Origin of the sequence: Nocardia sp. NPDC004860 (assembly GCF_040609015.1) — a bacterium.
In the GTDB taxonomy this organism is placed as follows: Bacteria; Actinomycetota; Actinomycetes; order Mycobacteriales; family Mycobacteriaceae; genus Nocardia.
The window spans coordinates 14,877-28,937 of the sequence record NZ_JBEXJI010000041.1 but is presented as its reverse complement, the minus strand read 5'-3'; the positions used below and the strand labels follow the sequence as shown (position 1 = coordinate 28,937).

General features: G+C 65.2%; 13 protein-coding genes. 4 read left to right on the top strand and 9 right to left on the bottom strand.

Features of this window, described 5'->3' with window-relative positions; genetic code table 11:
* Positions 1 to 13 precede the first annotated feature (13 nt).
* From ABZV44_RS41765 to ABZV44_RS41740, 6 genes are all read right to left on the bottom strand, one after another.
* Entirely contained in the window at positions 14 to 1,462 is a 1,449-nt protein-coding gene (locus ABZV44_RS41765; RefSeq protein WP_354849654.1) for an aldehyde dehydrogenase, read from the bottom strand.
* A 45-nt stretch (positions 1,463 to 1,507) separates the two neighbouring features.
* Positions 1,508 to 2,692 carry a transporter gene (locus ABZV44_RS41760; RefSeq protein WP_354849651.1) on the bottom strand — a complete coding sequence of 395 codons (1,185 nt, stop codon included), beginning with the start codon at positions 2,690 to 2,692 and terminating at the stop codon, positions 1,508 to 1,510.
* Positions 2,689 to 3,177, bottom strand: a complete 489-nt coding sequence (locus tag ABZV44_RS41755; RefSeq protein WP_354849648.1) for an OB-fold domain-containing protein — start codon at positions 3,175 to 3,177, stop codon at positions 2,689 to 2,691. Before ABZV44_RS41755 ends, ABZV44_RS41760 begins: the two co-directional genes overlap by 4 nt.
* Positions 3,129 to 3,440, bottom strand: coding sequence for a hypothetical protein (locus ABZV44_RS41750; protein WP_354849646.1), 312 nt, complete (start codon positions 3,438 to 3,440; stop codon positions 3,129 to 3,131). Before ABZV44_RS41750 ends, ABZV44_RS41755 begins: the two co-directional genes overlap by 49 nt.
* An 87-nt stretch (positions 3,441 to 3,527) precedes the next feature.
* On the bottom strand, positions 3,528 to 5,015 hold the full coding sequence (locus ABZV44_RS41745) for an acetyl-CoA acetyltransferase (protein WP_354849645.1): 1,488 nt from the start codon (positions 5,013 to 5,015) through the stop codon (positions 3,528 to 3,530).
* A gap of 108 nt (positions 5,016 to 5,123) precedes the next feature.
* Complete coding sequence (locus tag ABZV44_RS41740; RefSeq protein ID WP_354849643.1) at positions 5,124 to 6,797, bottom strand: FAD-dependent oxidoreductase; 1,674 nt, start codon at positions 6,795 to 6,797, stop codon at positions 5,124 to 5,126.
* A 225-nt stretch (positions 6,798 to 7,022) separates the two neighbouring features.
* Here ABZV44_RS41740 and ABZV44_RS41735 point away from each other — a divergent pair, with 225 nt between their 5' ends.
* Genes ABZV44_RS41735 through ABZV44_RS41720 form a run of 4 tightly spaced genes read left to right on the top strand, consistent with a single transcriptional unit; the run spans position 7,023 to position 11,181 of the window.
* Positions 7,023 to 8,225, top strand: coding sequence for an acyl-CoA dehydrogenase family protein (locus tag ABZV44_RS41735; protein WP_354849640.1), 1,203 nt, complete (start codon positions 7,023 to 7,025; stop codon positions 8,223 to 8,225).
* Positions 8,222 to 9,244 (top strand): phosphotransferase family protein, encoded by a 1,023-nt coding sequence (locus ABZV44_RS41730; protein ID WP_354849637.1) that lies wholly within the window; start codon positions 8,222 to 8,224, stop codon positions 9,242 to 9,244. Before ABZV44_RS41735 ends, ABZV44_RS41730 begins: the two co-directional genes overlap by 4 nt.
* On the top strand, positions 9,241 to 9,981 hold the full coding sequence (locus tag ABZV44_RS41725; protein ID WP_354849634.1) for an SDR family oxidoreductase: 741 nt from the start codon (positions 9,241 to 9,243) through the stop codon (positions 9,979 to 9,981). Before ABZV44_RS41730 ends, ABZV44_RS41725 begins: the two co-directional genes overlap by 4 nt.
* 18 nt (positions 9,982 to 9,999) lie before the next feature.
* Positions 10,000 to 11,181 (top strand): thiolase family protein, encoded by a 1,182-nt coding sequence (locus tag ABZV44_RS41720; protein ID WP_354849631.1) that lies wholly within the window; start codon positions 10,000 to 10,002, stop codon positions 11,179 to 11,181.
* Positions 11,182 to 11,275: 94 nt separating this feature from the next.
* Here ABZV44_RS41720 and ABZV44_RS41715 read toward each other — a convergent pair whose 3' ends face one another.
* The 3 genes from ABZV44_RS41715 to ABZV44_RS41705 are packed head-to-tail and all read right to left on the bottom strand — an operon-like array spanning position 11,276 to position 13,804.
* The gene (locus ABZV44_RS41715) at positions 11,276 to 12,037 is read right to left on the bottom strand and encodes a 3-hydroxyacyl-CoA dehydrogenase (protein WP_354849778.1); all 762 of its coding nucleotides are present in this window, start codon (positions 12,035 to 12,037) and stop codon (positions 11,276 to 11,278) included.
* A 13-nt stretch (positions 12,038 to 12,050) separates the two neighbouring features.
* Positions 12,051 to 13,034, bottom strand: a complete 984-nt coding sequence (locus tag ABZV44_RS41710) for a nitronate monooxygenase family protein (protein WP_354849775.1) — start codon at positions 13,032 to 13,034, stop codon at positions 12,051 to 12,053.
* Positions 13,035 to 13,039: 5 nt separating this feature from the next.
* Positions 13,040 to 13,804, bottom strand: coding sequence for a crotonase/enoyl-CoA hydratase family protein (locus ABZV44_RS41705; protein ID WP_354849629.1), 765 nt, complete (start codon positions 13,802 to 13,804; stop codon positions 13,040 to 13,042).
* Between the last annotated feature and the right edge of the window lie 257 nt (positions 13,805 to 14,061).

The window sequence follows — 14,061 nt, the reverse complement described above, 5'->3', positions numbered from 1 at the left end:
CAGTCACTGCGTCTCAACGGCTGGCGAGATAGACCGACTTGGCCTGCTGGTAGGCCGACAACCCCTCCGGGCCCAGTTCACGGCCGATCCCCGACGCCTTGACGCCGCCGAATGGCGCGGCGAGGTCCAGCGCGTAGTGATTCACACCGACGGTGCCGCTTTCGATCCTCCGGGCCAGGGCGATTCCCCGCTCCTCGTCGCTGGTCCAGATCGTGCCCGCGAGTCCGTACTCCGAATCGTTGGCGAGAAACACCGCTTCGTCCTCGTCGCAGTACGGCGTCACGGTGAGTACCGGTCCGAAAATCTCCTCGCGGGCGATCCGGGCAGAGTTCTCGACATCGGCGAAGACCGTCGGTTCGACGAACCATCCCCGGTCGGGCGTAGGCGCACCCGCGCCACCCGTGGTCAACCGATGCCCCGCAGCCTCACCTGCCCGAATGAAGCCGAGCACTCGATCGCGTTGTGCCGCACTGACAAGTGGACCGATCTGGGTGGCGCGATCGAGGGGATCGCCGACGACGAGGGTGCGGACGGTTTCTGTAACAGCCTCGACCACCTCGTCGTACCGAGAACGGGGTGCAAGGATCCGAGTGCTCGCATGGCAGGTTTGGCCATTGTTGACCAGCGATACGTCGGCAAGACTCGCCGCGAACACATTCAGATCGGCGTCTTCCGCCACAATCGCGGCCGACTTGCCACCTAGTTCGAGCGTGACCGGGCGTAGCAGGCGCCCGCATACCTCGCCGATAGCACGACCGGCGGCCGTCGACCCGGTGAAAGCAACCTTGTCGACGCCAGGGTGCGCGACCAGGTACGCGCTGATCTCGCGGTCAGCAGGAACGATGTTCAGCACGCCGCTGGGCAGACCTGCTTCGAGGGCCGCCTCGGCGAACAGAAACGCATCCAACGCCGTCTCCGGTGCGGGTTTGAGCACGACGGTGCATCCGGCCGCCAGCGCGGGGGCGAGCTTCATCGCCGCCAATGGTTGCGGATAGTTCCACGGCGTCACCGCCGCGACAACCCCAATCGGCTCACGGCGCACAATGGTGCGACCTCCGAACATGCTCGGCCGCGGTTCCTCGATCGCGGTGGACCGGATCAGCGCGGCGTAGTAGGCGAACATCGCCGCAGGTCCGTATCCGTTCACTGCGATCGACAACGAGATAGGCATCCCGTTCTCTCTGCTGACCAGAACCGCAGCGGACTTCGCGCGTGCTTTGAGAGCCGCACCGAACCGCTCGAGGGTATCGGCGCGCTGTACGGGGGTGTACTGCCCCCAGGGGCCGTCGAGAGCGTGCCGCGCTGCGACGATCGCTGCGTCCACGTCATGTGCCGAGGCCAGACCGGTCTGCCCGAAAACTTTCTCGGTGGCGGCTTCAACCACCTCAACGGTTCCGCCGAGGGCCGGGATCCACTGGCCGTCGATGAAGAGGTGGGGACGGTCGACGGGGATGTCATTCATTTCGAGTTCTCCGCATCATGTGGCGGGTTGGGCCCGCTGTTGGAGTCACAGGGTGTCCGCATGGCCGAACAAGGTGGAGCTGACCAGCGGGGCCATCGGGCCGCCGATGAAAAGTGACGTCTTCGCGTCCGCGACGGGGTTGGTCGACGTCCCCCGGATCTGACGAACTGCCTCGACCGCCAGGCCCATCCCGTTGACGAACGAATCGGCGATGTTGCCGCCGCTCGTATTGACCGGTAGTTTGCCGATCCCGGCGGTCAAATTATCGACAGTGCACACCTGCCCAGCGGCTTGTCCTGCCGGCACGAGGCCGTGGTCGATGAGAGCGGCCACCGCCGGCCCGCTGAAGTTCTCGTAGACCTGCACGACATCGACATCCGAAGGCCCCAGATGTGCTGCCGCCCATAGCCGATCCGCCACACCGGGCCGCCCGTTCGCACCCGCGAATCCGGCCGAACTGTATTGCTCGTCGTTGTCGATGAGCGAGGAATATCCGCCCGGAGCACCTTGCGCACCGGCGAGGACGTAGGCCGCGTCGTTGCGTAGAGCGCGTGCCCGGTCGGCCGAGACCAGTACGACCGCGACTGCCCCGTCGCTCTCTCGGGAGCAATCGAACAGATGAAAAGGTTCTGTGATCAGCCGGGACTGCTCGTAGGTGAGCTCATCCAAAGGCTTGCCATAGCCCTGCGCGGTCGGATTGTTCTGTGCATGGCGGTACGCCGCCAGCACCAACGCTCGCATCGCCGATCGCGGGACTCCGTCGTGTTCGAGCATCCGCTGGGTACGGAGGGCGCATACCTGCGCCGGAGACCCGACGCCGTGTGCCAGGAAATGAGGCCCATAGTGGTACTTCGCGTATCCGAGGCGACCGGTATCGGACTGTGCCATCGCCCGGTAGGCAACGACGCATTCGGCCTGTCCCGTGGCGATGGCGATCGCGGCGGTGTTGATCGCTGCCGCGACGCTTCCTCCTCCCCCGCCCCACATCATCGTCGACCAACGCACGTCGTCCACGCCCAGAGCCGCGCCGAGGACCGCTCCGTCGTGGCCTCCGCCGGCATACGAGACAAATCCATCGAGCTGGTGCGGGGAGATACCGGCGTCCGCGCATGCCCTGGTGATGGCCCGCAGTGTCATGGGAAGCTCGCCCTGAGGCGCCTCACCACGACGATAATGAAGTTCGGCGATGCCCACGACGGCGGCCGCGCCCCGAATCGATACGACTGTCACCGGGACGCTCCGATCCGCGTGCGCTGCCAGCGCAACAGCGGCCAGGTCGAATCCCGATCCTCGGGATCGACGAAATGGCCTGTCACTGTTTCACCGATCGTGACAGCAGGGCCGGAAGGTGCTGGATCGCTGAGGATTCCCAGCACCCGACGATTGCCGGCGTGGGGAAGCTCGACCAGAACGGTCACGTAGGGGACGTCGATCGGCAACTCGCTGATGAACGGGTACCAGCTGCGTGACCAGCTGTAGACGGTACCCCGCGGTTCCACCGTCTCCCAGCCAGGATCGAAGGTATGACACCGTCCGCAGATCCACTGAGGTCCCCAGATCCATGCTCGACAGCCGCCGCAGCGTTGCAGTCGTAGCTCATGGTTCGCCAAGCCGTCCCAGTAGGGTCGATCGAGCCCATCTTCGCTGGGGCCCCAGGGCACCCCGGTCACGATCGACCCTCGACGCTGAAGTTCTCCAGAGCGGAGGCCAGCCATCGACCCTGGTGGTTCTGCCAGGTGGAACGCAATCCGATGTCGCCGTCGGCGGTCGTGTAAATGGCCTCGCCGATTCGGGTGTCGCCCTCGTCGGTCACACCGACGATCCGTGCGGCGGAAACCGGCGTACGCGGCACCTCGACGCCCGTGAACACCGTGGACAGGTTCTCGGGCAACATGTCGGCGAGTATCGACTTCGTGTCACCCGCGACAACCAATCCAACGTGCCGTTCGTAGACGGTGCGGAAGTCTTCGATAGACATTGCAACTCCTTGCTCCGGAAGAGAAACCGGTGGAAACCAGCAGCTCTTCCGAACTTCCTTTACCTTATGGCTTTAGATTTAAGTTCGTCAACGTCCGGCTTCGACGCAGGTACCGTCGGCCCTGATCTCGATTCGCGAACCCGCCACGTCCTCGCTCTCCAAGTCCGCCAACCAGTCCGTTTCACCGGAACTAGCAAGTGTTCTTGCCCCGTCCGGGGTGCGAGCGGCGAAGAACGCCCTCTCGGGCGCACCGTCACGTCCGTGAACCACCGTCCAACTCTCGATGGTTGCCGTGCCCTCGTACGCGGTCAGACCAGACGTGGTCGGCTCGCGATCGACCTCCGATTGCACGTCCTCACATCGGAACCCCTGCAACGGAGGCTCCGTGCTGTATACGCCGAACGAGTGCTTGGTCAGATAGCCGCCATTGGCCGTGACAAGCCCATAGCTGCCGGGAAACTCACGCACCCGCGCGGCGACCGTTGCTATGGCATGCGTGCTGTAGTTGTTCCACGGACCGCCGGCGAAAGTGAGACCGCCGGTCTGCGTCAGAGGCATCCCTGGATCGTCCAGCGGCAAACCCAACTCGGCGGCGGCAATCTGCACTGCCGAAGGGAAGCACGAGTAGATGTCGACGTAAGTGAGGTCGTCGACGCCGACTCCCGCGAGCTCGAGCGCACGCGCGCCGGCGATTCGGATCGCGGGCGAGCGATGCAATTGCCCACGTTCGACGATCGCGGTGGTGTCGCGGGCCTCGGTGCCAGACTGAGGAAACACCCAGCGGTCACGCGGCACGCCGTGGCGCTGGGCCGCTTCAGCCGAGCACAGCAACAGTGCTGCGCCCTGCTCGACCATGTTGTTGGAGTTCATGAGTTTGGTATAGGGCCAACTGATCCACCTGTTGTCCGGAGACGGTGTCCCGATCTCCGAGGGGGCGTATTCGCGGCGGCTCCACGCATGCGGGTTGGTGGCGGCGATCTTGCTGAAGCCGGACCACAGCGCCCCGATCGTCTCACGCTGTTCAGCGTGGGTGCGCCCCGCGGCGATCCGGATGGCCTGCTCGAACAGCGGGTACACGAACGCCGGCCGATCCAGTCCGATCCGGCGCTCCGAGATCGCGTCCATTCCCACTTCGACCGTCAACCGCGGCGCGGCCGGGATCTCGTCGTCCTGGGTAGTCCATTCCGGGCGTAAACCCTGCCCACGCAAGGACATTCGGGTCCGCCATGCCTCGGCACCTCCGATCAGAACCACGTCCGCACGGCCCGCGAGGATGTCCGCGGCTGCCGCATTGAGCAGAGTTTGTGGAGTGTTCCCCCCGTTACCGGTATATCCGGTGCTGCGAGGGGAGGCGCCAATCCGGTCAGCGACCAGCAGTCCCGGATCTCGGTAGCGCCACGAGAGCAGCCCGACGATGCGAATCGTATCGATCGCGGTCAGCAACCTGGGCGAACCGGCGTTCTCCGCGGCCACGTATGCGGCGTCGGCGATGAGATCAACCGGTTCTCGCCCTCCAGCGCGGCTGTTGAGTTGCCCACCACCGACCAGGACCGGGGTGCGTGGATCAAGGGTCATGATCGTGGTCCTGTCCCCTGCGGCACCATCATCGGGCCGCACGGCGTAGGGCGGGTGTCTTCCATCTGAATCACCTCTGCAAGTCCAACTTTATCTAATGACTGTAGATTATCTTGCAGGCAAAGTCGTCGCCGGGGCACCGGCCTCAGCGGCACCGAGCATTTCGTCGATGTCGACGAACTTCTTGCGTGGCCGGCCCAGTGGGCGGCCGTTGGCACGCTCGGCGGCGTCGATCGCCTTCCAGCCGGGCTTGCCGACACGACGGGGGGCGCGCTGAGCCAGCAGCGCCTCGAGGTGTTCTCGCGTCCCGGGCGGGTCAGGCAAGAGCCCAGCCGCGAAGTCCTCCCACACTGCGCGAACGGTCTCACTCGCGCAGTACTTATTCGTCCCGATGACACCCGAAGGACCACGTTTGGCCCAGCCGGTCACGTAGACCCCCCGCACCAGTTGCCCTCCGGCTGAATCGAGGGCACGGCCGCCCTCGTTGGGGATGGTGCCACTGGACTCCCAGAACGGAACGCCGGGGATCGGCAAGCCGCGGTATCCGACCGAGGTCAGGACGAGCCCGCAGTCGATCGAATCGACGACCTCCGTCAGGCTTAGGCCGCCATCGCCGGTGGGTTCAGTGTGTGCGAGATCGACGCCTGTCACAGCTTCTCGACCGCGAAACTGCACTGGAGCACGGAAGAATTGCAGGTGAACCGCACGGCGGGCGGAATCACGTGGGCGCGCACCCAATTCGGTGGCCAGCCGAACCTTCAGTGTGGTCACCGGGTCCCCGTCCGGCCGGGCGGGCTGACCCGATCCGACCGTGATGTCCAGATCTTTTGTCTGCCCGAGCCCCAGCAGCTCCGGTGTGGTGAACGCCGCATGCTCCGGGCCTCGCCGCCCGACCACCACGACTTCGCGAATTCTGCTGGCCGCCAAGGCTTCCACCGCGTGATCGGCGATGTCGGTCTTCGACAACGCCGCGACGTCACTGACCAGAATGCGAGCCACGTCCAGGGCGACGTTTCCGTTGCCGATCACCATCGCGCGTTCGCACGACATGTCGAAGGTTCGATCAGCGTGGTCGGGGTGCCCGTTGTACCAGCCGACGAAATCGGTGGCCGAGTGGACGCCGGGCAACGATTCGCCTGGCGCTCCCAGAGAACGCCCTCGAGATGCCCCGGTCGCGAAGACGACGGCGTGGTGGTGCGCGAGGATCTCCTCGACCGTGATGTCCTTGCCGATCTCGACATTGAGCGCGAGGTTCACCCGTTTGTTGTTCAGCGTCCGGCCGAAGGCGGCCGCCACCTTCTTGGTGCTCTGATGATCCGGGGCGACACCGTAGCGGAGCAGGCCCAAGGGGGTCGGGAGGCGGTCGAATACGGTGACTTCCACATCAACTTCGCGGCGAGAAATCAGCTGTTCGGCCGCATAGCAACCCGATGGACCGGATCCGACGATGGCCACCCGCAGCGGACCGCCGCCGACCGGAATCTCCACCGTGGGATCCACTTCCTTCACCACCGCGCCGCCGAATGCGGGGACCTGGAAGTACGCCGCGTTGATCTCCTGATAAGGAACGGTCAATTCGGTCAAGTCACCGTCGGTGACGATCGCGTCCACCGGGCACTCGTCGATGCACGCGCCGCAATCGATGCAGGTAGCGGGATCGATGTGCAGCAACTCGGCTCGCGCGAAGCCAGGGTCGCCGGGGCGAGGCCGGATGCAATCGACGGGACAAACCGGCACACAGCTGGCGTCGTTGCAGCAGGCCTGTGTGATGACGTGAGCCATCTCTCCTCCGGATCTATAGCCGCTCAACTCGACTCAGTCGAGGAGACACTGTACTGATGACGTAATTTGTCTTTTGTTATACGCTCGGTGACTGCAGTCACGCAACCGCCTGCATCGGGGCCTGGCTCACGGTCGCTCACGGGTGTGCGCGGCTCATTTCGCACGGCCGAGCAGGGCGTGCCGACCGGTGATCACCGGAAACACCGAATAGTTCTAGGAGGCCTCGTGCCGATCCAATTCGACCTCGACCCGCAGGTCGAGGCCGCCGTCCGCCGGACCACGGAACTGATCCGTGACGTTGTCCTACCGGTGGAGGAGCTGTACCGCGGCAATGCGCACGCGTTGCCCGAGGCGGTACGCCGCGAGCTGCAAGACGCGGCGAAGAAGGCCGAGATCTTCGCGCCACATGTCGGCCAGGAGTACGGCGGTCTCGGACTCGACATGCGAGACCGCGCCGCCCTGTTCGAAGCTGCCGGGCATTCGCTGTTCGGCCCATTGGCGCTCAACTGCGCCGCGCCCGACGAAGGCAACATGCATTTGCTCGAGGTGGTGGGCTCTGCCGAGCAACGCGAGCGATATCTGCAGCCGTTGGCGCTGGGAACCATCCGATCGTGCTTCGCGATGACCGAACCGGCGCCCGGCGCGGGTTCGGATCCTGGTGCGCTCTCCACCACCGCGCGCCGAACATCTTCCGGCTGGGTAATCAATGGCCGCAAGTGGTTCATCACCGGCGCGCAGGGCGCCGGTTTCGCCATCGTCATGGCACGCACGAGCGGCGAGCCTGGTTCTCCCGGCGGGGCAACGATGTTCCTTGTCGATGCAGACGCTCCCGGCTTCACCAACGTACGGGCGATCGAGACCCTCGACGAGAGCATGTTCGGCGGGCACTGCGAGCTGTTGTTCGAGGATGTTCACGTCGGTGACGACGCCGTGCTCGGAGCCGTTGATCAAGGATTCGACTATGCCCAGGTGCGACTGGGTCCCGCCCGCACCACGCACTGCATGCGATGGCTCGGGCTCGCCCGCCGTGCTGCCGACCTGGCCGCCGAACGCGCCGGCGAACGGCGTGCGTTCGGCAGCGCACTCGGAGAACTCGGGATGGTGCAGCAGCTGATCGCCGACAACGAGATCGACATCGAAGCCTCACGAGCACTGATCTTGAAGGCGTGCTGGGAGCTCGACAGTGGCGCTCGCGCCGGCCGGATCACCTCGATCGCCAAGACCTTCGTAGCCGAAGCCGTCGGGCGAGTCATCGACCGATCGCTGCAGATTCATGGCGCCCTGGGCATCTCCGAGGATGCTCCCCTGGCGCGCATGTATCGAGAGATTCGGGCCTTCCGCATCTATGACGGACCGTCGGAAACCCACAGGTGGTCGGTCGCACGCCGCGCGGTCCGGGTCGCAGCCCACCCGGAAGGTACACGATGAACCTGCCCGGACTCGACCTCCCCGCGCTCGAGCTGTACTTGGGTGCCACGGTCACCGACCTGGCCGGACCGCTGACGGCAACCCTGATCACGGGCGGCAAATCAAATCTGACCTACGCGCTCTCGGACGGGGAGCACCGCTGGGTACTGCGCCGTCCACCGTTGGGGCCATTGACTCCCAGCGCACACGACATGGCTCGCGAATACCGCGTGCTGGATGCTCTGCAGTCCACCGCGGTCCCTGTCGCGCGAACTGTGGCGCTGTGCGAGGACACGGATGTGATCGGGGTTCCGTTCGGCGTGGTGTCGTTCGTACAGGGGCGTACATTGCAGGACGGCGCCGATGCCGAGACCCTCACCACCGCGCAGGCCGCGGCATGTGCCGACGCGTTGATCGACACTCTGGTTTCGTTGCATTCGGTGGCTCATGAAGAGGTGGGCTTAGGCGATTTCGGCCGTTCCGAAGGCTTTCTCGCGCGGCAGGTCAAGCGGTGGCGCGGCCAGTGGGATCGAGTGGCGACACGCGAACTCGAGGATCTGCAACAGCTCCACGCGCTCCTCGCCGAATCGGTTCCCGTCCACAGCGGCACGGGGATCGTGCACGGGGATTATCGTCTCGACAACACAATTCTCGACAGCGCCGACCCTGGTCGTGTGCGAGCAGTCGTGGATTGGGAGATGGCCACCATCGGCGACCCACTCGCCGACCTGGGGCTGCTGATGGTGTACTGGGATCCAGTTACCGAGCCGGTGCTCGGAGTCCGGCACGCACCCACCGCCAACATAGGTTTCCCCAGCGCAGACGCGCTTGCCCAGCGCTATGCGGGCGCAACCGGGGCCGACCTCGAGGCCCTCGCGTTCTACCGTGCGCTGGGCTTCTTCAAGATCGCCGTGATTGCCGAGGGAATCCATCAGCGGTATCTCGCGGGCAAGACCGTCGGGCCCGGATTCGACAAGGTCGGCACCGCCGTTCCCGAGCTCCTGGCAGCTGGATTGTCGATGATCGGGGCCGTCCGGTGAGCGTTCGCACCGCGCTGGTCACCGGAGCAACCCGTGGAATCGGACTCGAGGTGGCCCGGCGACTGGCGCGTGAGGGTTACACGCTGACCATATCTGCCCGCGACGCGCATACCCTCGGGGTGGTCGCGCGCGATCTACGCGACGTCCACAGGGTACCGGTCAACCCGGTCGCAGCTGACATGTCGCAGGAAAGCCAGATCGGCGGCTTGGTCGCGGCGCATACCGCCTTCGCCGACCAACTGGACGTTCTCGTGCTGAACGCCGGTTTCGGATCCGCGGGCGCACTGGCGGACTTGTCCATGCGCACCTATGACCGCACCATGGCGGTCAATCTCCGCTCACAGGTACAGCTCATTCAAGGGTGCCTGCCCCTGCTTCGAGCCGCCGCCAAACGAGAACCAGCCAGGGGCGCCAAGGTGCTGGCGCTCGCCTCGATCACGGGCGTGTGCGCTGAGGACTCACTAGGTGCCTACGGCGCGAGCAAGGCGGCATTGATCTCGTTGTGCCAGACCCTCACCGCCGAGGAGTTCGGCAATGGGGTGACCGCGACAGCGATATCGCCCGGTTACGTCGACACCGACATGACCGCATGGAAACGCGACACGCTCGACCAGGCCTCGATGCTCACCACCGGTGACGTCGCCGAGCTCGTCATGGCAGTGACGCACCTGACCGCCCAAGCGGTAGTCCCCAACATCGTGTTGTCCCGCGCCGGGCAACAAATCTGGCGTGCTTGATCAGGAAGGAATACAACCATGACGACAAATGCAGTGATCGTCGATGCGATCCGCACCCCATCGGGCAGGGGAAAGCCCCGCGGCCAACTCTCGACCGTGCATCCCGCCCAGTTGCTTTCACTGGTGCTGCGCGCTCTGGTCGAACGAACTGGAATCGATCCGGCACTCATCGACGACGTGATCGGCGGATGTGTCGGGCAGGCCGGCGAGCAGGCGCTCAACATCACTCGCAGTGCCGTGCTGGGTGCAGGCCTGCCCGAGTCGATCCCCGCGACCACCATCGATCGCCAGTGCGGATCCAGCCAGCAGGCAGCTCACTTCGCTGCGCAGGGCGTTATCGCCGGCGCCTACGACATTGTCATTGCTTGCGGCGTCGAGTCGATGAGCCGAGTTCCGATGGGGACCGCAACGCTGGGCAAAGACGCTTTCGGACCCGCGGTCGCCGCACGTTATGCGGAGGGTCTGGTCAACCAGGGCATCTCCGCCGAATTGATCTCGGCCCGCTGGAAGCTGGACCGGACCACCCTCGACGAATTCTCCGCCCGCTCCCACCGGCTCGCTGCCGCGACAGACTTCAGCTCCGAGATCCTGCCCGTCACGGTCGAGGGCACGGACGGGCCGATCAGGCTCACGAATGATGAAACCGTGCGAGCCGCGACCACAACCGATGGCCTCGCCACGTTGAAGCCTTCATTCCGCAATGACGAACTCGCCCAACGGTTCCCGGAAATCGACTGGCGAATCACCCCGGGAAACTCCTCGCCGTTGACGGACGGCGCCTCCGCTGTGTTGATCATGAGCGAGACCGCGGCGACGGCATTGGGACTGCGTCCGCGGGCACGATTCCACGGCTTCGCCGTGACTGGCAGCGACCCGCTGCTGATGCTGACGGGCGTGGTGCCCGCGACGCAAAGGGTGCTGGCACGGACCGGGTTGTCCATTGACGATATCGATTCATACGAGGTCAACGAGGCGTTCGCGCCAGTGCCCCTCGTCTGGCAACGCGAACTCAACGCCGATCCGGAGCGGCTCAACCCGCGTGGCGGCGCGATTGCTCTCGGTCACCCATTGGGTGCATCGGGCACCCGGTTGCTGACAACCCTGCTGCACCAGCTCGAACAGACCGGCGGCCGATACGGGCTGCAGACAATGTGCGAAGGCGGCGGCATGGCCAACGCGACCATCATCGAACGTCTTTAGAGAACGACTCTGCCGGGGTGTGCCACCGATCCGAAGTCGGTCGCACACCCCCGCAGCTGTCATCCGAGGCTCAGGACGATGCCCCGGGCCGAGATCAGCGCGGCGCCATACGAATGGCACCGTCGAGACGAATGATTTCTCCGTTGAGCATCGGGTTCTCGACGATATGGCGGGCCAGCGCGGCGAATTCGGCGGGGTCACCCAGACGGGAAGGGTGCGGGACCTGGGCGCTCAGCGACGCGATCGACTCCTGAGGCACTGTCGCGAACAGGGGCGTGTGGAACAGGCCGGGCGCGATGGTGACTACACGGATCTTCAGCGGCGCAAGGTCGCGAGCCACCGGCAGAGTGAGACCGACGATGCCACCCTTCGATGCAGAATAGGCGGCCTGTCCGACTTGCCCGTCGAACGCGGCCACCGACGCGGTGTTGATCAGCACTCCGCGTTCTTCTCCGATGGGATCGGTGGCCGCGATCCGTTCCGCTGCCAACCGAATCACATTGAACGTGCCGATCAGGTTGATACTGATGACCTTGGCGAAGGCTGCGAGCGGGAACGCTCCGTCCTTACCGACCGTCTTGGTCGCAGTACCGATCCCGGCACAGTTGACCGCGATACGCAGGTCTCCCAGCGTTTGCGCGGTATCCAGCGCCGCGCCGACCTGTTCTTCGTCGGTCACGTCGGTCGGGGCGAACACCACCTTCTCCCCCAGCTCCTTGGCAACCGTCTCGCCGTCGGACGAGGGCAGGTCCACGATCACCACGGCCGCACCCTGAGCGCGCAACTCTTTCACGGTGGCCAGGCCCAACCCGGACGCACCACCCGTCACCACCGCGACAGCATTGTTGATTTGCATGTGTTCTTCTTTCTTATCGGATGACTTCCGCGAGACGACCTCGTAGTAGCGAAGCGGCCTCGTCGACGATGCGGCCCACCAGTTGCGCCACGGTCGGGACATCCTGGATGAGTCCCTGGACCATCCCCGCGGTCCAGATCCCCAGGTCCAGGTCTCCGACTTCGAATACCTTGCGCCCGCGGGCGCCGGCGACCAGCTCCCGTACGCTCTCGAAATCTCCGCCGGCGGCCAGGGTCGCGACGACCTCTTCGCTGACGATGTTGCGGGCGACTCGTGCGGTATTGCGCAGGGACCGGAAGATCAATTCGGTCTGGCGTTCGTCGGCCTCGACCAGGCGGCTCTTGACGTTTTCATGAACGGGAGCCTCCGCGGTCGCCAGAAACCGCGTGCCCATGTTGATGCCGTCGGCTCCCAATGCCAGCGCTGCGACGAGGCCTCGTCCGTCGGCGAATCCACCCGACGCCACTATCGGAATCTGCAGGCGGTCCGCAGCAGCAGGGATTAGAACCAGCCCTGGGATATCGTCCTCGCCCGGGTGCCCCGCGCATTCGAACCCGTCGATGGAAACCGCGTCGACGCCGAGCGCTTCGGCCTTGAGCGCGTGGCGCACGCTGGTGCACTTGTGCAGAACCTTGACTCCGGCACGCTGGAATGCGGGTAGATGTTCGGCTGGGTTGAACCCGGCTGTCTCCACGACTCTGATTCCCGAGTCGATGATGGCATCGCGGTATTCGGCATACGGGGGCGGATTGATCGACGGCAGGATGGTCAGATTCACCCCGAACGGGCGGTCGGTCAGCTCGCGGCACCGGGTGATTTCACGAACCAGGTCCTCAGGTGTGGGTTGCGTGAGCGCAGTCAGGAACCCCAGCGCACCAGCTTCGGCGACCGCCGCGACCAGTTCGGCACGTCCCACCCACTGCATGCCTCCTTGCACGATCGGATGATCGACCCCGAACATGTCACAGAACCGAGTGCGGATGCTTTCATGCCCCATCGAATTCACCGCCCCTGCCACACCGGCGGGCGCTTCTCAGCGAAGGCCCGGGCGCCCTCGCGCGCGTCCTGGGAAGTCAGCACTTGTTTGACCGCTTCGGCTTGCGCCCGGAAGGAGTCCTGCGCGTTCCAGCCCACAGCGTGACCGACGATTTCCTTGGTCGCGCGTACCGCCAGCGGCGCGTTCGCCGCGATCCGCTCGGCCAGACGGCGCGCGCCCTCGAGCGCGTGGCCGGGCTCGGTGAGGACATTGACGACTCCGTGCCGGTGCGCGGTCTCCGCGGTGAGCGGGTCACCGGTCAAGGCGATCTCCATGGCGAGCTGATAGGGCAATGTCTTGGGCAAGCGGAGCAGTCCGCCCGCAGCGGCCACCAGCCCGCGCTTGACCTCGGGAATCCCGAAGCTGGATTCGCGTGATGCGACCACCAAGTCAGCGCTGAGCACCAATTCGAAACCACCGGCCAGTGCCCATCCCTCGACCGCGGCGATCAGCGGTTTGGACGGCGGTTTCTCGGTGATGCCACCGAATCCGCGGCCGCGGATGACAGGGTTCTCTCCGCGTACGAACGCCTTGAGATCCATTCCGGCACAGAATGTTCCGCCGGCGCCGGTGAGGATCGCCACCGCGACGTCGGGTCGCGAGTCGACCTGATCGATCGCGTCGGCGATGCCCTGAGCCGTGTCCCGGTCGATCGCGTTGCGCGCCTCGGGACGGTTGATCGTGATCACCGCGACGCCGGCGGCGAAGTCGGTCAGCACACTGTCGGTCATTTCTCACTCCTCTGCCGGGGTCGGCGCCCGCGGCACAACCCCGGTGCCTGGATCCGGCCGATGCCGGCCCAGGCTCACCGCCACCCGGCTGCGGCGAACCGACGAGCCGGGTTGTTTATCTATTTACTATAGATTTATAGCAGCAGGTTCCCACACTCCCCAAGGCCTCGACGGATTGACAGGAAGCAAGACAGCCACAGTGGGTTCACGACGACGGAGCGCCTCGGTCCGGTGTGATGCAGTCAGCACCGAAAACG

What these genes read in the sequence shown, in the direction of transcription:
- ABZV44_RS41765 (WP_354849654.1), bottom strand. Translation starts at nt 1,462, where the DNA reads ATGAATGACATCCCCGTCGACCGTCCCCACCTCTTCATCGACGGCCAG.
- ABZV44_RS41755 (WP_354849648.1), bottom strand. Translation starts at nt 3,177, where the DNA reads ATGGCTGGCCTCCGCTCTGGAGAACTTCAGCGTCGAGGGTCGATCGTG.
- ABZV44_RS41750 (WP_354849646.1), bottom strand. Translation starts at nt 3,440, where the DNA reads ATGTCTATCGAAGACTTCCGCACCGTCTACGAACGGCACGTTGGATTG.
- ABZV44_RS41745 (WP_354849645.1), bottom strand. Translation starts at nt 5,015, where the DNA reads ATGACCCTTGATCCACGCACCCCGGTCCTGGTCGGTGGTGGGCAACTC.
- ABZV44_RS41740 (WP_354849643.1), bottom strand. Translation starts at nt 6,797, where the DNA reads ATGGCTCACGTCATCACACAGGCCTGCTGCAACGACGCCAGCTGTGTG.
- ABZV44_RS41730 (WP_354849637.1), top strand. Translation starts at nt 8,222, where the DNA reads ATGAACCTGCCCGGACTCGACCTCCCCGCGCTCGAGCTGTACTTGGGT.
- ABZV44_RS41720 (WP_354849631.1), top strand. Translation starts at nt 10,000, where the DNA reads ATGACGACAAATGCAGTGATCGTCGATGCGATCCGCACCCCATCGGGC.
- ABZV44_RS41715 (WP_354849778.1), bottom strand. Translation starts at nt 12,037, where the DNA reads ATGCAAATCAACAATGCTGTCGCGGTGGTGACGGGTGGTGCGTCCGGG.
- ABZV44_RS41710 (WP_354849775.1), bottom strand. Translation starts at nt 13,034, where the DNA reads ATGGGGCATGAAAGCATCCGCACTCGGTTCTGTGACATGTTCGGGGTC.
- ABZV44_RS41705 (WP_354849629.1), bottom strand. Translation starts at nt 13,804, where the DNA reads ATGACCGACAGTGTGCTGACCGACTTCGCCGCCGGCGTCGCGGTGATC.